At 72.5% G+C, this 20,194-nt stretch carries 22 protein-coding genes and 1 riboswitch; of the genes, 10 read left to right on the top strand and 12 right to left on the bottom strand.

The features are described from left to right. Nucleotides 1–9 precede the first annotated feature (9 nt). Nucleotides 10–1,122: a GNAT family N-acetyltransferase gene (locus tag AC5WAM_RS22660; protein ID WP_495518610.1), complete on the top strand. Its 1,113-nt coding sequence runs from the start codon at nucleotides 10–12 to the stop codon at nucleotides 1,120–1,122. A gap of 91 nt (nucleotides 1,123–1,213) precedes the next feature. Here the strand turns inward: AC5WAM_RS22660 and AC5WAM_RS22655 are convergent, their stop codons facing one another. Beyond that, entirely contained in the window at nucleotides 1,214–1,468 is a 255-nt protein-coding gene (locus AC5WAM_RS22655) for a DUF4031 domain-containing protein (RefSeq protein WP_366791260.1), read from the bottom strand. After that, nucleotides 1,465–1,821: a DUF8819 family protein gene (locus AC5WAM_RS22650; RefSeq protein ID WP_138960394.1), complete on the bottom strand. Its 357-nt coding sequence runs from the start codon at nucleotides 1,819–1,821 to the stop codon at nucleotides 1,465–1,467. Before AC5WAM_RS22650 ends, AC5WAM_RS22655 begins: the two co-directional genes overlap by 4 nt. An 83-nt stretch (nucleotides 1,822–1,904) precedes the next feature. On the opposite strand from AC5WAM_RS22650, the gene AC5WAM_RS22645 reads away from it, so the two are divergent. Both AC5WAM_RS22645 and murQ read left to right on the top strand, forming a co-directional pair. Next, on the top strand, nucleotides 1,905–2,816 hold the full coding sequence (locus tag AC5WAM_RS22645) for a MurR/RpiR family transcriptional regulator (protein WP_366791259.1): 912 nt from the start codon (nucleotides 1,905–1,907) through the stop codon (nucleotides 2,814–2,816). A gap of 98 nt (nucleotides 2,817–2,914) precedes the next feature. Beyond that, entirely contained in the window at nucleotides 2,915–3,856 is a 942-nt protein-coding gene (murQ, locus tag AC5WAM_RS22640; RefSeq protein ID WP_495518609.1) for an N-acetylmuramic acid 6-phosphate etherase, read from the top strand. Here the strand turns inward: murQ and AC5WAM_RS22635 are convergent. The 3 genes from AC5WAM_RS22635 to AC5WAM_RS22625 are packed head-to-tail and all read right to left on the bottom strand — an operon-like array spanning nucleotide 3,853 to nucleotide 4,880. Further along, entirely contained in the window at nucleotides 3,853–4,428 is a 576-nt protein-coding gene (locus AC5WAM_RS22635; protein WP_495518608.1) for a hypothetical protein, read from the bottom strand. The genes murQ and AC5WAM_RS22635 overlap by 4 nt on opposite strands. 36 nt (nucleotides 4,429–4,464) lie before the next feature. Continuing rightward, nucleotides 4,465–4,668: a hypothetical protein gene (locus tag AC5WAM_RS22630; RefSeq protein WP_172388100.1), complete on the bottom strand. Its 204-nt coding sequence runs from the start codon at nucleotides 4,666–4,668 to the stop codon at nucleotides 4,465–4,467. After that, nucleotides 4,665–4,880, bottom strand: a complete 216-nt coding sequence (locus tag AC5WAM_RS22625; RefSeq protein WP_172388107.1) for a hypothetical protein — start codon at nucleotides 4,878–4,880, stop codon at nucleotides 4,665–4,667. Before AC5WAM_RS22625 ends, AC5WAM_RS22630 begins: the two co-directional genes overlap by 4 nt. Before the next feature lie 115 nt (nucleotides 4,881–4,995). On the opposite strand from AC5WAM_RS22625, the gene AC5WAM_RS22620 reads away from it, so the two are divergent. Both AC5WAM_RS22620 and AC5WAM_RS22615 read left to right on the top strand, forming a co-directional pair. Continuing rightward, the gene (locus tag AC5WAM_RS22620) at nucleotides 4,996–5,835 is read left to right on the top strand and encodes a helix-turn-helix domain-containing protein (RefSeq protein WP_138960399.1); all 840 of its coding nucleotides are present in this window, start codon (nucleotides 4,996–4,998) and stop codon (nucleotides 5,833–5,835) included. After that, on the top strand, nucleotides 5,819–6,079 hold the full coding sequence (locus tag AC5WAM_RS22615) for a DUF397 domain-containing protein (protein ID WP_495518607.1): 261 nt from the start codon (nucleotides 5,819–5,821) through the stop codon (nucleotides 6,077–6,079). The genes AC5WAM_RS22620 and AC5WAM_RS22615 overlap by 17 nt, the downstream gene beginning before the upstream one ends. A gap of 87 nt (nucleotides 6,080–6,166) precedes the next feature. Here the strand turns inward: AC5WAM_RS22615 and groL are convergent, their stop codons facing one another. The 4 genes from groL to thrC form a co-directional block, all read right to left on the bottom strand. Then, nucleotides 6,167–7,789 (bottom strand): chaperonin GroEL, encoded by a 1,623-nt coding sequence (gene groL / locus AC5WAM_RS22610; RefSeq protein WP_030682188.1) that lies wholly within the window; start codon nucleotides 7,787–7,789, stop codon nucleotides 6,167–6,169. A 1,219-nt stretch (nucleotides 7,790–9,008) separates the two neighbouring features. After that, on the bottom strand, nucleotides 9,009–9,212 hold the full coding sequence (locus AC5WAM_RS22605) for a cold-shock protein (protein ID WP_005315736.1): 204 nt from the start codon (nucleotides 9,210–9,212) through the stop codon (nucleotides 9,009–9,011). A gap of 481 nt (nucleotides 9,213–9,693) precedes the next feature. Further along, nucleotides 9,694–9,969: a MoaD/ThiS family protein gene (locus AC5WAM_RS22600; RefSeq protein WP_366791254.1), complete on the bottom strand. Its 276-nt coding sequence runs from the start codon at nucleotides 9,967–9,969 to the stop codon at nucleotides 9,694–9,696. A gap of 147 nt (nucleotides 9,970–10,116) precedes the next feature. After that, nucleotides 10,117–11,448, bottom strand: coding sequence for a threonine synthase (thrC, locus tag AC5WAM_RS22595; RefSeq protein WP_495518606.1), 1,332 nt, complete (start codon nucleotides 11,446–11,448; stop codon nucleotides 10,117–10,119). After that, a riboswitch (SAM riboswitch) is annotated at nucleotides 11,442–11,594 on the bottom strand. It overlaps the preceding gene by 7 nt. Before the next feature lie 170 nt (nucleotides 11,595–11,764). On the opposite strand from thrC, the gene AC5WAM_RS22590 reads away from it, so the two are divergent. Beyond that, entirely contained in the window at nucleotides 11,765–12,760 is a 996-nt protein-coding gene (locus AC5WAM_RS22590) for a glucosyl-3-phosphoglycerate synthase (RefSeq protein ID WP_495518605.1), read from the top strand. A gap of 195 nt (nucleotides 12,761–12,955) precedes the next feature. Beyond that, nucleotides 12,956–14,344 carry an alpha,alpha-trehalose-phosphate synthase (UDP-forming) gene (locus AC5WAM_RS22585; RefSeq protein WP_495518604.1) on the top strand — a complete coding sequence of 463 codons (1,389 nt, stop codon included), beginning with the start codon at nucleotides 12,956–12,958 and terminating at the stop codon, nucleotides 14,342–14,344. A 9-nt stretch (nucleotides 14,345–14,353) separates the two neighbouring features. Here the strand turns inward: AC5WAM_RS22585 and otsB are convergent, their stop codons facing one another. From otsB to AC5WAM_RS22570, 3 genes are read right to left on the bottom strand one after another with little or no spacing between them, the layout of a single operon-like run. Continuing rightward, nucleotides 14,354–15,205, bottom strand: a complete 852-nt coding sequence (otsB, locus tag AC5WAM_RS22580) for a trehalose-phosphatase (protein WP_366791250.1) — start codon at nucleotides 15,203–15,205, stop codon at nucleotides 14,354–14,356. Nucleotides 15,206–15,221: 16 nt separating this feature from the next. After that, nucleotides 15,222–15,500: a DUF3263 domain-containing protein gene (locus AC5WAM_RS22575; protein ID WP_366791321.1), complete on the bottom strand. Its 279-nt coding sequence runs from the start codon at nucleotides 15,498–15,500 to the stop codon at nucleotides 15,222–15,224. A 10-nt stretch (nucleotides 15,501–15,510) separates the two neighbouring features. Further along, on the bottom strand, nucleotides 15,511–16,779 hold the full coding sequence (locus tag AC5WAM_RS22570) for an extracellular solute-binding protein (RefSeq protein WP_495518603.1): 1,269 nt from the start codon (nucleotides 16,777–16,779) through the stop codon (nucleotides 15,511–15,513). 200 nt (nucleotides 16,780–16,979) lie between these two features. Between AC5WAM_RS22570 and AC5WAM_RS22565 the strand changes: the two genes are divergently transcribed. The 3 genes from AC5WAM_RS22565 to nagA all read left to right on the top strand — a co-directional run bounded on the left by AC5WAM_RS22565 (nucleotide 16,980) and on the right by nagA (nucleotide 20,070). After that, nucleotides 16,980–17,873, top strand: coding sequence for an SIS domain-containing protein (locus AC5WAM_RS22565; RefSeq protein ID WP_495518602.1), 894 nt, complete (start codon nucleotides 16,980–16,982; stop codon nucleotides 17,871–17,873). Nucleotides 17,874–17,944: 71 nt separating this feature from the next. Beyond that, nucleotides 17,945–18,931, top strand: a complete 987-nt coding sequence (locus tag AC5WAM_RS22560) for an ROK family protein (protein ID WP_366791248.1) — start codon at nucleotides 17,945–17,947, stop codon at nucleotides 18,929–18,931. Next, a complete protein-coding gene (gene nagA / locus AC5WAM_RS22555) occupies nucleotides 18,931–20,070 on the top strand; it encodes an N-acetylglucosamine-6-phosphate deacetylase (protein WP_366791247.1) in 1,140 nt (379 codons plus the stop codon). Before AC5WAM_RS22560 ends, nagA begins: the two co-directional genes overlap by 1 nt. Nucleotides 20,071–20,194: the final 124 nt, after the last annotated feature.

Here is a 20,194-nt window from a genome sequence, read left to right as displayed (position 1 = left end):
CCTCGCACCATGCTGACGATGGGCGCGGACGAGATCGACGAGGCGGTGGCGCACGCCTGCGGCGCGCTGCGCGCGGCGGCGACGGCGGAGCACGACTGGACGCGGCCCGCGGGCGGCCTCCAGTGGAGCTGCCTGGCGACGGCGGAGCACCTCGTGAGCGACTTCACGGCGTACGCGGCCCAGCTCACGGGACGGACGACGGACGCGTACGTCCCGATCGACATCCGCCTCGACGAGGGCACGGGCCCGGCCGCCGCGGTGCACGCCGTGGAGGCGTCGGCAGGCCTGCTCGCGGCGGTGGTGCGCACGACGCCGAGGGGCGCGCGCGGCTACCACCCGTTCCCCCACGGCAGCGCGGACGCGCACGGCTTCGCCGCCATGGGCATCGTGGAGCTGCTGCTGCACACGTACGACGTACTGAGCGCCTTCGACGTGGCGTACGAGCCCCCGGCGCGGCTCTGCGAGGCCCTGCTCGCCTGGCAGTTCCCGCACGTGCCGCCCGCCAGGGACGGCGCGTCGCACTGGCGGACGCTGCTGTGGGCGACCGGCCGGGGCACCCTGCCGGGCCGGTCCCGCCTGGAGCGCTGGCGCTGGCACAACCAGATCCACCTGCCCGCGGAGCGCGTGGCGCTCCAGGAGCTCCTGCCCCCGGCCCTCGCCGACCTCGCCGCGGGCGGCACCGGCGGCGTCGACTGGATCGCGGGCGGCCCGTGCGAGGGCACGCGGATCGGCGCCGGGCTGATCGCGAAGGCGTACGCGGCGGGCACGCACCGCCCCGAGTGGGGCTCGTACGCGATCGTGCGGACCGCCGACCAGGTCGCGGTCGGCGCCATGGGCTTCCACGGCGTCCCCGACCACGAGGGCTGGGCGGAGGTCGGCTACGACCTGGCCCCCGCGGCCCGGGGCAACGGCTACGCCACGGAAGCCCTGCGCGCGCTGGCCACCTGGGCTCTCCGCCTGCCCGACGTCACCGGCCTGCGCGCGGTGGTGGACGAGGGCAACACGGCGTCGGAGGCGGTCCTGCGCAGGGCGGGCTTCGAACGGTCCGCCGACCGCGAGATCCAGCGGACCTACACGATGTCAGCCCGCCCCAGCGACGGTTTCAGCCCGTCCGGCGCTTGAGGACGAGGCGCGCAGCGCCGAAAAGGGCAGGGGCCCGGGGGCGGCAGCCCCCGGTTTCGGGAAGGGGCGGGCCCGGGGCGCCCCGCGTGGGCTACTTCCGCCGCCGCAGCCCCGCCGCAGTGAGCCTCCGCACCAGCTCCTTGGACCCGACCTCCACGGCCCCCGCGGCCACAGCGGACGCGTACCGCTCCGCGGGCACGTCGTAGTGGTCGCGCTCGAAGGCCCGCCGGGGCGCCCCGATCCGCGCGGCGAAGGCGTGCAGCTCCTCGTAGGAGACGTCGCTCACCAGATGGGACCAGAGCCGCCCGTGCCCGGGCCACACCGGCGGGTCGATGTACAGCGTCACGACAGCCTGCCCACCGGCGCCACGACGACTCCGGCCTTGGCGCACACCCAGTGCGGATCGGGCCCGAGCTCCGGCTCCACGTCCAGGGCGTGCGGCTCCCCGGTGCCGCACACCGGGCACAGCGGCCAGCGGCCGTACCGCTCCAGGATCCGGTCCTGCACGTCCTGGGCGACGAGCCCGGCGACGTACGCCGCGCCCTCGGGCCACTGCTCGACCCACCAGCGGCGGTGCGCCACGGACTCCTCGACGAAGGAGACCACGTCGGCCTGCGCCACCTCGCGCGCGGCGAGGTCGGCGAGGACCAGCGCGCGGGCCGCGTGCAACGCCTGCTCCAGCGGGTCAATCGTGTCCATGCAGCCATTGTCGCCCCCCGTGCCCCGCGGTGCGGTCGGCAGGAGCCTTGACCCGGTCACGATGGTGAAAATATCTTTCAGGAGTGACCTCTGACGTGAAGGAAATTTTCGCGGGCGGGGCTCCGCCCGCCCCGGCCGCCCTCGCGGCGAAGGTGCGCACGCTCGCGCCGTCGATGACCCGCTCCATGCAGCGCGTCGCCGAGGCCGTCGCGGGCGACCCGGCGGGCTGCGCCGCCCTCACGGTCACCGGCCTCGCCGAGCTCACCGGCACCAGCGAGGCCACGGTCGTCCGCACCGCCCGCCTCCTCGGCTACCCCGGCTACCGCGACCTCAGGCTCGCCCTCGCCGGACTCGCCGCCCAGCAGCAGTCGGGCCGCGCCCCGGCCGTCACGGCGGACATCGCCGTGGACGACCCGCTCGCCGACGTCGTCGCCAAGCTGGCGTACGACGAGCAGCAGACCCTCGCCGACACGGCCGCCGGGCTCGACACCGCGCAGCTCGGGGCGGCCGTCGCCGCGCTCGCCACGGCCCGCCGCACGGAGATCTACGGCGTGGCCGCGTCCGGGCTCGTCGCCCAGGACCTCGCGCAGAAGCTCCTGCGCATCGGCCAGGTCGCGCACGCACACTCGGATCCGCACCTGGCCGTCACCAACGCGGTGACGCTGCGCGCGAAGGACGTGGCCGTCGCGATCACCCACTCCGGTTCGACGGGCGACGTCATCGAACCGCTGCGCGTCGCCTTCGAGCACGGCGCCACGACGATCGCCATCACCGGCCGCCCCGAGGGCCTCGTCTCGCAGTACGCCGACCACATACTGACCACCTCCACCGCCCGCGAGAGCGAGCTGCGCCCGGCGGCCATGTCGTCCCGCACGAGCCAACTCCTCGTCGTGGACTGCCTGTTCGTGGGCGTGGCCCAGCGCACGTACGAGACGGCCGCGCCCGCCCTCGCGGCCTCGTACGAAGCCCTGGCCCATCGGCACCGCAACGGCTGAGGCCGCCTCGGCACACCGCGTATCGCGCTTCGCGCTCGTCCTCGAACGCCGGACGGGCTCCTCCCCACCCGCCCTTTCCCTGAAAGAGCCGCTGCCCCATGACCTCCACCCCCGACGGCTACGGCGAACTACGTGCCGAGCTCGCGTCCCTCACCACCGAGGCCTTCCGGCCCGAGCTCGCCGAGATCGACCGGCTGCCCACCGAGGACATCGCCCGGATCATGAACGGCGAGGACGCGACCGTCCCCACCGCCGTCGCCGCGCAGCTCCCCCGGATCGCCGCCGCCATCGACGCCACGGCGGAGCGCATGGCGCGCGGGGGCAGGCTGGTCTACGCGGGCGCGGGCACGGCCGGGCGCCTCGGCGTCCTGGACGCGTCCGAGTGCCCGCCGACCTTCAACACCGACCCCGGTGACGTCGTCGGCCTGATCGCGGGCGGGCCGCCCGCGATGGTCACGGCGGTCGAGGGCGCGGAGGACAGCAAAACCCTGGCCGCCGAGGACCTCACGGCGCTCGCGCTCACCCCCGACGACACGGTCGTCGGCATCTCCGCGTCCGGCCGCACCCCGTACGCGATCGGCGCGGTGGAGCACGCCCGTACCGTCGGGGCCCTGACGATCGGCCTGTCCTGCAACGCGGGCAGCGCGCTCGCGGCGGCCGCCGAGCACGGCATCGAGGTCGTCGTCGGCCCCGAACTCCTCACCGGCTCCACCCGTTTGAAGGCGGGCACGGCGCAGAAGCTGGTCCTCAACATGATCTCGACGATCACGATGATCCGCCTGGGCAAGACGTACGGGAACCTGATGGTCGACGTCCGCGCCTCCAACGAGAAGCTGCGCGCCCGCTCCCGCCGCATCGTCGCCCTGGCGACGGGCGCCTCCGACGAGGAGATCGAGCGCGCCCTGGCCGCCACGGACGGCGAGGTCAAGCCCGCGATCCTCACGATCCTCGGCGCCGTCGACGCCCCCACGGCGGCGCGCCTCCTCGCCCAGTCAGGCGGCCACCTGCGCACGGCCCTCGCGGCGACGGACCGGGCCTAGGGCCCGGCGGCTCCCACCGCCCGGCGCAGGAACCCCACCAGCTCCGCCGGGCGGTAGCCGAGCGCCAGGCCGCGCTCGGCGGCCATGAGGAGCAGTTGCCCCACGATCTCGGCGCCCCATCCGTCGGTCCCGCCGTCCGAGCTCCACTCCCACAGCTTCTCGATGCCGAGGTCCGTCATCAGGAGGCCGTGACCGGTCCGGATCTCGGCACACAGCTCGCCCACCGAGTCCAGCAAGGTCGCGCCCCGCCGCTCGCACCTCAAACCGAAGTACTCACCGAACGCCTCCACCGTGCAGCCCTGCGGCGGCCTCGCCTTGATCGCGTCGTACAGCGGATCCTCGAACCCGGGAAGCCGCCCTACCGGGCAGTGGACCAGGTTGAAGCGGTGCCACCCGGGCGGCATCGGCGGCGGAGGGCGATACGCCGCCACGCCGAATGCCTCCTGAACCAGCGCGCCCGCCTCATCCGCCGTCCCCGCTGTCACCGTCACCGACGGGCGCTCCCCGTCCTCACCCGTGGCGGTCCACAGGCCGGTCAACTGATCCCGGTGCAACCTGATCGACAGTCCCATGGGCCCACCGTGTCACCCGTCACTGACAACGACGCCTCACGGCAACCGCCCCTCCCGGTTCACCTGGCGGACCCGGGCCCGCAGCACCTCCCCCGTCGACGCCGGGGCCGTCGACTCCGGCGGGCAGTCCCACTCCCGGCCGCCGCCCACCGGCCGCAGCTGTACGTAGCCGCCCTCGTGGCCCATCACCTGGCCGACGCTGCCGTCCCGTACGTCCACGGCGTACTCGCCCGGGTTCACTTCGCCGCCCCGCGCAGCACGGCCACGAGGCGCATCGCCGTGTCGAGGTTGCACCTCCCCAACTCCACGAGCGGGTACGGGGCCTCGGCCGCCATCGTCAGGGGGTCCACGCGCAGCGAGGGCAGCGTCAGCCCGAGCCGGGCCAGCTCCGCGCGCAGCGCGGCCACCGTGTCCTCGGCCGCGCGGCCCCTCTCCTCCGCCGTCATTGCCATGACCTACGCCTTTCTACTGAGTGTTCAACGTTCCTCACCCAGGGTGTTCACCCGCGCCTACCCTGAAAAGCGCAGGCCACCCAACAGTCCCCGGTGTCCGAGGAGCTACCTGCCGATGACCCGCCCCAAAGACCTCGACCCGTCGTCCAACCCCCGCGCGTTACTGGGCGCGGAGCTGCGCCACGCTCGCGAGAAGTCCGGCTTCAGCCAGGAGGAGCTTGGCTGCCGCATCTTCGTCAGCGGCTCGTTCATCGGCCAGTTGGAGGCCGGTACGCGCCGGATGCAGCCGGACCATGCGCGCATGCTGGATGAGGCGCTGGGGACGGAGGACTTCTTCACCCGCAATTGCAAGGCTGCGGCGAAGTCCCGGTACCCGGAGCACTTCGCAGAAGCGGCGGATGCAGAAGAGATCGCTACGGCGATCCGCCAGTACGCACCGATGCTGATCCCCGGGTTGATCCAGACGCCCGCGTACGCACGAGCCGTGAACCGGGCGCACGACCCAACAGCCCCCGAGGAGACCATCGACGAGTGGGTGGACGGCAGGATGGTGCGGACGCGGCTGCTCAACCACCCGACAAAGCCGTTGTTGTGGGTGGTACTTGACGAGGCAGTGCTACGTCGAGAGACCGGCGGCCGAGCAGTGATGGCAGAAGCCTTGCGTCACGTGGCGGGTCTGACGCGCCGGGGCCGAATCATCGCGCAGGTACTCCCGTTCGACGGAGGGGCGCACAAGGCCATGTCGGGGCCGATGAGGTTGATGGACTTCGAGGACGCCGCCCCGTTGGTCTACTTCGAAGGGCCCGGAACCGGACGGCTGGAGGACGACCCAGCAACAGTCGCGCAGTTGCGGTTCACCTTCGAACTCCTCGTTGCCGCCGCTCTCCCGCCTGAGAAGTCCCTAGCTCTACTCGAGTCAGTGGCGCAGGATTACAGCCATGAGGAGCAACCCTGACTACGACCTGAGCACAGCCGTCTGGCACAAATCGAGCTACAGCGGCGGGGGCGGCAACGAGTGCCTGGAGGTCGCCCGCTGGCGCAAGTCCACGTACAGCGCAGGGGATGGCGGCAACTGCCTGGAGGTGGCAGACGGCCCCCCGGACGTCATCCCCGTCCGGGACTCCAAGGACCCCCTTGGCCCCCACCTCCTCTTCCGGCCCCCGGCCTGGTCCGCCTTCATCAACTCCCTGGAGGCGTAGGGCGGGAAACGCCCGAGGGCGGCACCCCCTGCTGGAAGCAGGAGGTGCCGCCCTCGGGAAGGACGAGCCCGAGCCGAACGAACCGGCTCAGAAGTCCATGTCACCGCCGGGCATGCCGCCCGGAGCGGCCGGCGCGGCCTTCTCCGGCTTGTCGGCGATGACGGCCTCGGTGGTGAGGAACAGCGCGGCGATCGACGCGGCGTTCTGCAGCGCGGAGCGCGTGACCTTCGCCGGGTCGATGATGCCCTCGGCGATCATGTCCACGTACTCGCCGTTCGCGGCGTTCAGGCCGTGACCGGGGGTGAGGTTGCGGACCTTCTCCACGATGACGCCACCCTCGAGGCCGGCGTTCACGGAGATCTGCTTCAGCGGGGCCTCGAGAGCCAGCTTGACGGCGGCGGCACCGGTGGCCTCGTCGCCCTCGAGCTCCAGCTTCTCGAACACCGAGGAGGCCTGCAGCAGGGCCACGCCACCACCGGCGACGATGCCCTCCTCGACAGCCGCCTTCGCGTTGCGAACGGCGTCCTCGATGCGGTGCTTGCGCTCCTTGAGCTCGACCTCGGTCGCGGCACCGGCCTTGATGACGGCCACGCCGCCCGCGAGCTTCGCCAGGCGCTCCTGGAGCTTCTCGCGGTCGTAGTCCGAGTCGCTGTTCTCGATCTCGGCGCGGATCTGGTTCACGCGGCCCTGGACGGCCTCGGAGTCACCGGCACCGTCGACGATCGTGGTCTCGTCCTTGGTGATGACGACCTTGCGGGCGCGGCCGAGCAGGTCGAGACCGGCGTTCTCCAGCTTGAGGCCGACCTCCTCGGAGATGACCGTGCCGCCCGTGAGGATGGCGATGTCACCGAGCATGGCCTTGCGGCGGTCGCCGAAGCCCGGGGCCTTGACGGCGACGGACTTGAAGGTGCCACGGATCTTGTTGACGACCAGCGTGGACAGGGCCTCGCCCTCGACGTCCTCGGCGATGATCAGCAGCGGCTTGCCCGACTGCATGACCTTCTCCAGGAGCGGAAGGAGGTCCTTCACGTTGGAGATCTTGGAGTTGACGATGAGGATGTACGGGTCCTCGAGCGCGGCCTCCATGCGCTCCATGTCGGTCGCGAAGTACGCCGAGATGTAGCCCTTGTCGAAGCGCATGCCCTCGGTGAGCTCGAGCTCCAGACCGAAGGTCTGCGACTCCTCGACCGTGATGACGCCTTCCTTGCCGACCTTGTCCATGGCCTCGGCGATGAGCTCGCCGATCTGGGTGTCGGCGGCGGAGATGGAGGCCGTGGAGGCGATCTGCTCCTTGGTCTCGACCTCCTTGGCCTGGTCGAGCAGGGCGCCCGAGACGGCCTCGACGGCCTTCTCGATGCCGCGCTTCAGGGCCATGGGGTTGGCACCCGCGGCCACGTTGCGCAGGCCCTCGCGGACCAGCGCCTGGGCCAGGACGGTCGCGGTCGTCGTGCCGTCACCGGCGACGTCGTCCGTCTTCTTCGCGACCTCCTTGACCAGCTCGGCGCCGATCTTCTCGTACGGGTCCTCGAGCTCGATCTCCTTGGCGATGGACACACCATCGTTGGTGATCGTGGGGGCGCCCCACTTCTTCTCGAGGACGACGTTGCGACCCTTGGGGCCCAGGGTCACCTTGACGGCGTCGGCGAGCTGGTTCATGCCGCGCTCGAGGCCGCGCCGTGCCTCCTCGTCGAACGCGATGATCTTGGCCATGTGAAGTGGTCCTCCCGGACAGGGGTGGAAAAACTCGGACCGCGCCGGCGCCCGCGACGGACGGTCTGCCTGCCTTGTGGTTCCTTGCCCCACCCGGCCTGCGGACCTCACCCACCCGGTCCTTCTGTCACTCTCACTCGTAGAGTGCTAACGCCAATGATTAGCACTCGCCCCCTCCGAGTGCAAGGTCGCCCCCACGGTCTGGGGTCCGGCTTCCCCCGGCGCCCACCGCCCGCCGGGCGCGGACCCCGGCCGCCGACGCCGCCGCTACCACTGCTGCTGCTGCCGCTGCCGCCGCCGCGGATCTTCCCCACCCGCCCGCCCATGACCAGCCAGCCCGCAGCGTGAGCACGAGGGCACCTCCCTGCCCGCATAGTGCCCTGCCGGGCAAACCGGCACCCTTCAGCCCCCACCGCCCGCCAGGCGCGGGCCGCCGCCCACAACACCGCCGCTCCGCGCACGGCCGAGCAAACCGGCTTCCTTCGGGTGCGAGCCGGAACCCACAAGGCCGCCGCTGGCGCGGCGGATGCCCTCCCACCCGCCCACCCATGACCAGGCAGCTTCACAGCACGAGCGAGAGGCCACCTCCCCGCCCGCACAGTGCACCGCCGAGCAAACGGGCGGGTGGGTGGGAGACATCCGCCGCGGAGCGGCGGCGCCGGGGGCGACAACCCGCGCCCGAGAGACGACGGGACGGCAGGGCGAACGCCCCGCCGCACGGCACAGCCGCCTGGCCACGGGCGGGCGGGAGGGAGGGAGGCACCCGCCGCGCCAGCGGGGACGACAGCCCGCACACGAGCGACGGACGACAGGGCGAACGCCCCGCCGCACGGCACAGCCGCCTGGCCATGGGTGGGCGGGTGGGAGGCACCCGCCGCGCCAGCGGGGGCGACAGCCCGCACACGAGGGACGACAGGACGGACGACCCACCGCACGACGAAGCCGCCTGGCCATGGGTGGGTGGGAGGGCACCCGCCGCGGCAGCGGCGGCCTCGGGGGCGACAGCCCGCACCCGAGCGACGGACGACAGGGCGGACGGGCCGCCCGCGCGGCGCAGCCGCCTGGTCACGGGTGGGTGGGCGGGGAGGATCCGCCGCGGAGCGGTGGCGTCGGCGGGGGCCCCGGGCCCCGGCTGGAGCGGGGCCCAACAGAGGAGGGCCCGCCTCCCGAACCGGGAGGCGGGCCCACGCGTCGCTGGTGGCCGATCGCGCCAAGCCGATCAGACGGCGAGCTTGACCATGTCCGCCTGCGGACCCTTCTGGCCCTGCGAGATCTCGAACTCGACTCGCTGACCTTCTTCCAGGGTGCGGTAGCCGTCCATCTGAATCGCGCTGTAGTGGACGAATACATCCGCACCACCGTCGACCGCGATGAAGCCGTATCCCTTCTCCGCGTTGAACCACTTGACGGTGCCCTGAGCCATGCCTAACTCCCCTATTACTGGCCCTTGCGCAGGACCGCACTTCACGGACCCGGGTCAGACCTCACCCCCCATGGGTTGGGGGATGTGCGCCGGAACGCGTCGACCGCGGCTGAATGTATCTGTCCAACTGCCGTCTGCAACAGGTCAATCGGACGAGAATTCTGGGCACGGCCGGTCGTCGATATGCGGAGAATTCACCGGCGTTCAGGGCAAGTCGGGCCAGACAAAAGCCACGTTCGGCTCAAATAGGCAGGACACTTTGGCTGCTTCTTGTCGGCTCCGCGGCCGACTTCACCGAGGCGACTCATGCCGCCCGACATCAAAAACGAAGCTCCATTCCCAACTGTACCGCGCTCAACCATGCAGAATTGCCCCCTCCGCTTCTCTCGCGGAGGGGGCAATCGAGGTAACTCTGCGTAGGAACAAGAGCCGTTGTATACGAAACGGCCCCGCGAGTTCCCCGTGGCGGTTCCGGAACGGCTCAGCCGCCGGCGACCGCCGGAATGATCGAGATGCCCGCGCCGTCGGGCGTCGCGGTCTGGAGGCCCTGCTCGAAACGCACGTCGTCGTCATTGACGTACACGTTCACGAAGCGGCGCAGCTTGCCCTGGTCGTCCAGGACGCGGGCGCCGATCCCGGCGTGGTTCTTCTCCAGGTCGGCGATGACCTCGGCGAGGGTGGCGCCCTCGGCGGAGACCTCCGCCCGACCGCCGGTGTACGTACGAAGGATGGTCGGGATGCGAACGTTGACGCTCATACTCTTCACCTCGGTAGTTCAGACAGGGCACCCGGTACGGGAGCGCCCCAGGGGGCGCGGGGCTATGTCGATGTGCGGCTCCGCCGCGGGGGCGCGACCAGCCACAGCGAACCCGCTGACGAAATGAGGACCTGCGACTCTACGGCGCTAGCCCGCAAGCCCCGCGGAGCGGAACGCATCCAGGCTCGGCCGGATGGTCGCGGTCGCCTGCGAGGTGGCGGCGACCGCGTCGAGGGTCTTCAGGCCGTCACCGGTGTTGAGGACCACCGTGGTCAGCGAGGGATCGAGGAGACCGGCCTCGATCAGCTTGCGCGTGACCCCGACGGTCACGCCGCCCGCGGTCTCCGCGAAGATGCCCTCCGTGCGGGCGAGGAGCTTGATCGCGTCGACGACCTGCTCGTCGGTGACGTCCTCCACCGCGCCGCCGGTGCGCCGGGCGATGTCGAGCACGTACGGCCCGTCGGCCGGGTTGCCGATGGCGAGGGACTTGGCGATGGTGTTCGGCTTCTGCGGGCGGACGACGTCGTGGCCCGCCTTGAAGGCGGCGGAGACCGGCGAGCAGCCCTCCGCCTGGGCGCCGAAGATCTTGTACGGCTTGTCCGCGACCAGACCGAGCTTGATCAGCTCCTTCAGGCCCTTGTCGATCTTCGTGAGCTGCGAGCCGGAGGCGATCGGGATCACGAGCTGGTCCGGCAGCTCCCAGCCGAGCTGCTCGCAGATCTCGTACGCGAGGGTCTTGGAGCCCTCGCCGTAGTACGGCCGCAGGTTCACGTTGACGAAGCCCCAGCCCTCGCCGAGCGGGTCGCCGATGAGCTCGGAGCAGAAGCGGTTCACGTCGTCGTAGTTGCCCTCGATGCCGACGAGCTCGCCGCCGTAGACCGCGGCCATGACGACCTTGCCCTGCTCCAGGTCGTGCGGGATGAACACGCAGGAGCGGAAGCCCGCGCGGGCGGCGGCGGCGCCGACGGCCCCGGCGAGGTTGCCCGTGGAGGAGCAGGACAGCGTGGTGAAGCCGAAGGCGCGCGCGGCCTCCAGGGCCTGCGCGACGACGCGGTCCTTGAAGGAGTGCGTGGGGTTGCCGGAGTCGTCCTTGACGAACAACTTGCCCTGCTCGACGCCCAGTTCGCGGGCGAGGTTGTCGGCCTTGACGAGCTGGGTCCAGCCGGGGTTGAGGTTCGGCTTGTCCGCCACGTCGGCGGGGACGGGCAGCAGCGGGGCGTACCGCCAGATGTTCGCGGGGCCGGACTCGATCTTGGCCCGGAGCGCCTCGGGGTCGCCGACGGGGAGGTCGTAGGCGACTTCGAGCGGGCCGAAACACTCGGCGCAGGCGAAGATCGGTCCGAGCGGGAAGACGGTGCCGCACTCGCGGCAGGAGAGACCCGAGGCGGGTCCCAGGTCGACGGTGGCGTCCGCGGTGCCCTCGGGGGACGTGGTGTCGACGGTCTGCACAGCCATGGAGGCGAGGCCCTTTCTCCTCATCTTCCTCGCGGCGCATCTCGCCACGAGACGGAATTGGCACCTTCCCGAGCCGGGAGCCTCGCGGTGCGCCTGTGGCGGCTACGAGACCGGCTGGAGGGTTGCCGGGGCTTCAACGGGCCGTATCCCTCTGCCCCTCTGGATGAGCGGTATTCGGTTGTTGTACGCGGGGCGCCAGTGGCACCCGTGACGGACGGCGACCCCCGACATGCGATGGTCACCGGCCTTGTTCAAGACTGTAACCGACGGCCAGGACAGTTGAGATAGTCGTCCGAACCGCGAGATGGATCACATACGGCCACCAACGGGAGGAACCCGCGTGCTGGAAGAGGTCGAGCGCTGGCTGAGCAGGCGTTCCTGGTCCGTGACCGACCGCCCGCTGGACCGTCTCACCGCCGCGAAGCGGGCCTCGGGCACCACGGTGAGCGTCGTGCTGCCCGCGCTCGACGAGGAACGGACGGTCGGGGAGATCGTCGCGGAGATCCGTCGCGAGCTGGTCGAGAAGATCCCCCTGGTCGACGAGCTCGTGGTGGTGGACTCCGGCTCGCGGGATCGCACCGCCGAGGTGGCGCGCGCCGCGGGCGCCCGGGTCGTGCGCCGGGACGACGTCCTGCCGCGCGTCCCGGCGGTGCCCGGCAAGGGCGAGGTCCTGTGGCGGTCGCTCCTGGTCACGCACGGTGATGTGATCGCGTTCGTGGACGCCGATCTGAAGGAGTTCTCGGCCGACTTCGTGACCGGCATCGTGGGCCCGCTGCTCACCGAGCCGGACGTGCACTTCGTGAAGGCCATGTACGACCGCCCGCTGACGATGCTCGACGGCCCCGGCGCCCCCGGCGACCCCGACGGCGAGGGCCCCGGCGCCACGGCGGGCCAGGGCGGCCGCGTCACCGAGCTGATGGCGCGCCCCCTGCTCAACATGCACTGGCCCCAGCTCGCGGGCTTCGTCCAGCCCCTCGGCGGCGAGTACGCGGCCCGCAGGTCGCTCCTGGAGCGCCTGCCCTTCCCCGTCGGGTACGGCGTGGAGCTCGGGCTGCTCGTGGACGCGCTGCACACCGTCGGCCTGGACGCGCTCGCGCAGGTCGACGTCGGGGTGCGCAAGCACCGCCACCAGGACGGGCAGGCGCTCGGCCGGATGGCCGCGTCGATCTACCGCACGGCGCAGCTGCGGCTCGCCCGCGCCCATCTCGTGCGCCCCGAGCTGACGCAGTTCGTCCGGGGCGCGTCGGGCTTCGAGCCGCGGACGTATCCGGTGGACACGGAGGAGCGGCCGCCGATGACGGAGATCGAGGAGTACGAAGCGCGGCGCGTGGCTTGAACGGTCCTGCGGGGCGAGGCTGGATTTTGTCTGCGGGCTGTCGGGGGCTGGTCGCGCAGTTCCCCGCGCCCCTTTGGGGCGCTGCCCCACAGGGCGGCTTCCCGGCAGGACGGCTTCCCGTCGAGTCGGCCAAGTGAGGAGCCACTCGCACGGGTGCGCGTTTACGTGGACCCGGCTCGGGCTAGGTTCGCCAACATGGTCTCCGTTCACGCCGCCGCCCGAGTCCTCGTCGCGTCCAACCGCGGCCCCGTCTCGTACGCCGTCGGGGACGACGGCGAGCTGACCGCGAGCCGCGGCGGCGGGGGGCTCGTGTCGGGGCTCAGCGCCATCGGCGACGAGGCGGACGCGCTGTGGGTGTGCTCCGCGCTCGGCGACGGCGACCGCGAGGCGGTGCGGCGCGGGGTCTCCGAGCCCGGCGTGCGCATGCTCGACATCGACGCGAAGACCCACGCGGCGGCGTACAACGGCATCGCGAACTCGGTGCTGTGGTTCGTGCACCACATGCTGTACCAGACGCCTCTGGAGCCGGAGTTCGGCCCCGAGTTCCGCGCCCAGTGGGCCGCCTACGAGCAGTACAACCAGGCCTTCGCGGAGGTGCTCGCCGACAGCGCGGCGCCCGGCGCGGCGGTCCTGGTGCAGGACTACCACCTCGCGCTCGTGCCGGGGATGCTCCGCGAGCTCCGCTCCGACCTGCGGATCGGGCACTTCTCGCACACCCCGTGGGCGCCCGTCGACTACTTCCGCATGCTGCCCGACGACATCGCCGAGCGGCTGCTCCGCGGCATGCTGGGCGCGGACCGGCTCGGCTTCCTCACCGGGCGGTGGGCGGACGCGTTCACGGACTGCTGCGTGCGGCTGCTCGGCGGCACGTCGGGGACGCGGATCGGGGTGCACGGGCTCGGCGCGGACGCGGACTTCCTGCGGGAGCGGTCGCGGCGCGCGGACGTCGAGGAGCGGCTCGTGAGCCTGCGCGAGCAGGTGGGCGCGGGGCGGAAGGTCATCGTCCGGGTGGACCGCACCGAGCTGTCGAAGAACATCGTCCGGGGCCTGCGGGCGTACGAGCTGCTGCTCGACGAGCACCCCGAGTGGCACGAGCGGGTGGTGCACGTCGCGTTCGCCTACCCCTCGCGGCAGGACCTCGCGGTCTACCGCTCCTACACGGCGGAGGTCTCCCGCGTCGCCGAGGGCATCAACGCCCGCTTCGGCACGGCCGGTTGGACGCCGGTGGTGCTGCACGTCAAGGACGACTTCGCGCGCTCCCTCGCCGCGTACCGGATCGCCGACGTGGCCCTGGTCAACCCCATCCGGGACGGCATGAACCTGGTCGCCAAGGAGGTCCCCGTCGTCTCCGACGAGGGCTGCGCGCTGGTGCTGTCGCGCGAGGCCGGGGCCTATGAGGAGCTCGGCGAGGACGCGTTCGCGGTGAATCCGTACGACGTGACGGGGACGGCCCACGCGCTCCACGAGGCCCTGCTGCTGCCCGCAGCGGAGCGCGCCGAACGCACCAAGCGCCTGGCCGTCGCGGCCACGGCCCTGCCGCCCGCCCGCTGGTTCCTGGACCAGCTCGCGGCGCTGGAGTCCTAGCCGCGCCGTTCAGGCGAGGTCGGCGGTCAGCCGGGTCAGGAGCCCGACCACGCCGGCGGGCCCTTCGACCACCAGGTCGGCGCGGGACGCGAGCTCCGCGACCTCCGCGCTGCCGCTGCACACCAGGAGCCCCCGCACCCCGCCGTCCGCCCGCAGCTTGTCCACGGCGGCGAACGCGGGCAGGTCCCCGAGGTCGTCCCCCGCGTAGAGGACCGACTCGGCGCCCACTTCGCGTACGTACTCGGTGAGGGCCACGCCCTTGTCCACGCCGGGCGGCCGCAGCTCCAGGACCATCCGGCCGGGCTCCACGATCAGCCCGTGGCGGGCGGCGAGCTCGCCGAGGGGCCCGCGCAGGGCGTCGAAGGCGGCCTGGGGGTCCTCGGCCCGGCGCGTGTGCACCGCGACGGCCCGGCCCTTCTCCTCGATCCAGGTGCCCCGCCAGGCCCCGATCGCGTCGAGGAAGCCGGGCAGCTCGGCCCGTACGGCGGCGACGCCGGGGTGCGGCTCGGCCGCGCGCACGGTGCCGGTGACGGCGTCCCAGCGCTCCGCGCCGTAGTGCCCGAGCACGACGAGGTGCTCCAGGCCGGGGACGCCCGCGAAGCCGCCGTGGCGGACGGCCACGCCCGCGGGGCGGCCGGTGACGACCGCGACGGAGCGGACCCTCGGGGCGAGGGCGGCGAGCGCGGGGACGGCGTCCGGGTGGGCCCTGGCCCGTTCGGGGTCCGGCACGATCGCCGCGAGCGTGCCGTCGAAGTCCAGGGCGATCACGGCGCGTTCGGGGCGGGCCAGGATCGCGGCGAGGCCGTCGCGGCCCGCGGGGGTCAGTGGCTCGTACGGGGAGTGCGTGCGGTCGTCGCCCATGGGACCGACCCTAGCGTCAGCGCTCCGCGCGGCGTGCGGCGCGTACCCGTCGCAGGCGGTTCACGGTGACCGGGTCGTGGGCCAGGGCGCGCTCGTCGTCAAGGAGGGCGTTGAGGAGCTGGTAGTAGCGCACCGGGGCCAGGCCGAGCTCTTCGCGGATGGCGCGCTCCTTGGCGCCGGGGCCGCTCCAGTTGCGCCGCTCCAGGGCGAGCACGGCCCTGGCCCGCGCGGACAGGCCGCCCCCGGCCCCGGAGGGCTCGGGCGCGGGGGGCTCCGCATCGGGCACGCCGTTCACCCGGTCCACGCTAGCTCGCGTTCTCCTCCGCCGCCGCCTTCGCGTCGAGCTGGCTCAGGATCGCCTGCGGGTCGCCGTTCGGGTCGACGGTCTTGCCGATGTACTTCTTGATCTGCACGGACACCTGCGCCCAGGACGTCTTGCCGACGGGGTACAGCTGGGAGGCGGGCAGCTCCTCCAGGAAGCCGCCGAGCTTCTTCGCGTCGGCCTTGTCGTCGGCCATCTCCTGGGACGCCGACGTGGTCACCGGAAGGAGGTCGTACTCGCGCGAGAAGTCCAGGACGTTGTCCTTGGAGTACGCGAAGTCGAGGAACTCGCGGATCTCCTTGCGGTGGCCGTTCTCCTTGAAGGCCATCATCCAGTCGGCGACGCCCATCGTGGACTGGGCCTTGCCGTTGACGCCGGGCATGGGGACCATGCCGTACTTCAGGTGCTTCTTGGCGGCCATCTGCATCAGCGTCGGGTGGCCGTTGAGCATGCCGACCTCGCCGCGTGTGAAGGCGGCGAAGGCCTCGGCGCGGTTGAGCTTGCCGGGCGGCGTCGGCCCGGTCAGGCCCTTGCCGACCAGCTCGTTCTTCAGCCAGTTGAACGTGTTGACGTTCTGCTTGGAGTCGAAGTCGTACGAGCCGACGTTGTCGGTGTAGCCGCCGCCCCCGCTGAGCAGCCACTGGTACGTCTCGGCCTGCGCCTCCTCGGGGCCGAGCGGCAGCGCGTACGGGATCTTCACGCCGCGCGCCTTGAGCTTCTTCGCGGCGGCCTGGAGCTCGCTCCAGCTCTCCGGCGGGGTGACCCCGGCGCTCTTGAAGAGCTTCTCGTTGAAGAACAGCAGGCGCGTGGACGCGGCGAACGGCATGCCGTACTGGACGCGGTTGAAGACGCCCGCCTTCGCCAGCGGCGCGAGGAAGTCGGCCTGGGTCGGGATGGAGAGCACGTCGTCGGCGCTGTACAGCTTGTCCTGTGCCGCGTAGTCCGCGTAGGCGCCGATCTGCGCGAGGTCGGGTGCCTCGCCGTCCGCGACCATCTCCTTGACCTTGCGGTCGACGTCAGTCCAGGAGTACACGGTCACGTCGACCTTGATGCCCGGGTGCTCGTCCTCGAACTTCTCGGCCAGCTCGCCCCAGTACTTCTTGGAGCTGTTCGCCGCCGAGTCGCCGTAGTCGGCCGCCACGAGCTTGAGGGTCACATCGCCCGATCCGCCCGATTCGCCGCATCCGGCGAGCAGCGCCGCCATGCTCAGTGCGGCCACCGCCGCCGTAAGGCCTGTCACGCGCCGCTGCACCGCTTTTTCCCACCCTTGCCGAGACTTACCGGAACGCGAGTCTCCCCCGCGTCGACACACCAGGTCTACACCACCCCAGTATCGCTTCTGCAACGGTGGTCACCCATTGCCCGCCCGGTCGTCCTGCTGCTAAGCACTGCTCCGGGCGCCGCCCCCGCGGCGCCCGGCACAACTCCCGCACCGGCAAGGAGCCTTGGCACATGTCGCGTACCGCAAATGAGATAGCCACCCAGCCCGACTGCTGGCGGCGGGCCGCCGAGAGCGCCGCGGCCTTCGCCGGGCTGCCGGAGCCGGGCGAGCGGATCGCCGTGACGGGCTGCGGCACCTCGTGGTTCATGGCCCTCGCGTACGCGGCCCTGCGGGAGGCCGCCGGGCAGGGCGAGACGGACGCGTTCGCGGCGTCGGAGTTCCCCACCGGGCGGCGCTACGACCGGGTCGTGGCGATCACCCGCTCCGGTACGACGACGGAGGTGCTCGACCTGCTCGGGCGAGTGCGGGGCACCGTGCCGACGCTGGCCCTGACCGCCGACCCGAAGACGCCGGTCATGGCCGCCGCCGACGCGGTGGCCGTCCTGGACTGGGCGGACGAGGAGTCCGTCGTGCAGACCCGGTTCGCGACCACGGCCCTGGCCTTCCTGCGGGCCGGGCTCGGCGCGGTCCCGGGCGTCAAGCCGGTCGCCGAGGCCGCGGCGGACGCCGAGCGCACCGTCGCCGAGCCGCTGCCGGACGCGGTGGTCGCGGCGGAGCAGTGGACGTTCCTCGGCCGCGGCTGGACGTACGGGCTGGCCCTGGAGGCGGCCCTGAAGATGCGGGAGGCCGCGGGCGCGTGGACGGAGGCGTACCCGGCCATGGAGTACCGGCACGGGCCGATCTCCATCACCGCGCCGGGCCGCGTGGCGTGGATGTTCGGGGCGCTGCCCGAGGGGCTCGCGGAGGACGTCGCGCGCGTCGGCGGCGAGCTGGTGGCGCGCACCGACGTCGACCCCCTGGCGGAGCTGGTCCGCGCCCAGCGCCTGGCCGTGCGGCTCGCCGAGGACCGGGGCCAGGACCCCGACCGGCCGCGCAACCTGACCCGGAGCGTCGTCCTCGGCTAGCCGGACCCGGGACGGGGACGGTGCGCACACTGGACTAGACCTCTTGTGGGGTCACACGCGACACTGTCCCCGTGAGACATGTCATCGCCCTGGACGTGGGCGGCACCGGAATGAAGGCCGCCCTGGTCGGGGCGGACGGCACGCTGCTGCACGAGGCGCGCCGCCCCACCGGCCGTGAGCGCGGCGCGAACGCCGTGGTCGAGTCGATCCTGGACTTCGCCGGGGAGCTGCGCGCCCACGGCGTGGCCCACCTCGGCGAGCCCGCCGCCGCGGTGGGCGTCGCGGTCCCCGGCATCGTCGACGCCGAGCGCGGCCTCGCCGTGTACGCGGCGAACCTCGGCTGGACCGACGTACCGCTGCGCGATCTGATCAGCGCCCGCCTCGGCGGCGTCCCCGTGGCGCTCGGCCACGACGTGCGCACCGGCGGCCTCGCCGAGGGCCGCCTCGGCGCGGGCCGGGGCACGGCGCGCTTCCTGTTCGTGCCGCTCGGCACCGGCATCGCGGGCGCCATCGGCATCGACGGCGTCATCGAGCCCGGCGCGCACGGCTCGGCGGGCGAGATCGGCCACATCGTCGTCCGGCCCGGCGGCCCGCCCTGCGGCTGCGGCCAGCGCGGCTGCCTGGAGCGGCTCGCCTCGGCGTCCGCCGTGAGCAAGGCGTGGGCCGAGGCGAGCGGCGACCCGGCGGCGGACGCCGCGGACTGCGCCAAGGCGGTGCGCTCCGGCGACCCGCGCGCGGCCGAGGTCTGGCAGCACGCCGTGGACGCCCTCGCCGACGGCCTGTTGACGGCCCTCACCCTCCTGGACCCCGACACGCTGATCGTCGGCGGCGGCCTCGCGGAGGCCGGGGACACGCTGTTCACGCCGCTGCGCCAGGCGGTGGCGGACCGCGTGGTGCAGTTCCAGACGCTGCCCGGGATCGTCCCCGCGGCGCTCGGCGACGCCGCCGGCTGCCTGGGCGCGGGCCTGCTCGCCTGGGACCTGCTCACGCCGGAGGGCTCCCGTACCGATACATCCACCACCACCCCCACCGACGCATCCCCGGAGGTATCCACCTGATGGCCACTAGCAAGGTTCTCGCCGGTGCCCGGGTGGTCCTGCCCACCGGGACCGTGTCCGGCGGCCGCGTCATCGTGGACGGCACACGCATCGTGGGGAGCGCTCCCGCGGATGCCGAGACGCTCGACCTGACCGGCCACTGGCTGGTCCCCGGCTTCGTGGACATGCACAACCACGGCGGCGGCGGCGCGTCCTTCACCAACGGCACGGTCGAGGACATCCTGCACGGCGTCCACACGCACCGCCTGCACGGCACGACCACCCTCGTCGCCTCCACGGTCACCGGCGAGATGGACGCCCTGGCGCAGCGCGCGGGCCTGCTCAGCGAGCTGGCCGAGCAGGGCGAGATCGCGGGCGTCCACTTCGAGGGCCCGTTCATCTCGCCGTGCCGCAAGGGCGCGCACAGCGAGTCCCTGCTGCGCCACCCGGACCCGGCCGAGGTCCGCAAGCTGATCGACGCGGCCCGCGGCCAGGCCAAGATGGTCACCCTCGCCACCGAACTGCCCGGCGGCATCGACTCCGTGCGCCTGCTCGCCGAGCACGGCGTGGTCGCCGCGATCGGCCACACCGACGCCACGTACGAGCAGACGGCGGCGGCCGTCGACGCGGGCGCCACCGTGGCCACGCACCTGTACAACGCGATGCCGGGGCTCGGCCACCGCGCGCCGGGGCCCATCGCCGCCCTCCTGGAGGACGAGCGGGTCACCGTCGAGCTGATCGACGACGGCACGCATCTGCACCCGGCCGCCTTCCAGCTGGCCTTCCACCGCGCGGGCGCCGACCGCGTCGCGCTCATCACGGACGCGATGGACGCGGCGGGCTTCGGCGACGGCACGTACCACCTCGGCCCGCTGGAGGTCGTGGTGTCCGACGGCGTCGCGCGGCTCGCCGAGGGCGGCGCCATCGCGGGTTCCACCCTCACCCAGGACCGCGCGTTCCAGCGCGCCGTGACCATCGACGGGCTGCCCGTCGAGGACGTCGTCACCGCGATCTCCGCGACCCCGGCGAAGGTGCTCGGCATCTACGACCGGGTCGGCTCCCTGGAGCCCGGCAAGGACGCCGACCTCGTCGTCCTGGACGCGGACTTCGCGCTCAAGGGCGTGCTGCGCAAGGGCGAGTGGGTCGTCGACCCGCGGTGAGGCGCGCGCGGTGCCGCGCGAACCGGTCGCAGTGAGGCGGTTGGCCCCGAGGTCTGGGCCAACCGCCTTCTTTTTGGCATGATCAGGCCCCGAACACCGCAAGCAGTGAGCGCGCAGCCGTACG

The sequence above is a fragment of the Streptomyces sp. JLYT201 genome, assembly GCF_059448825.1.
Note: the sequence above shows the minus strand (reverse complement) of the source record. Positions and strands in the feature narration are given on the sequence as shown.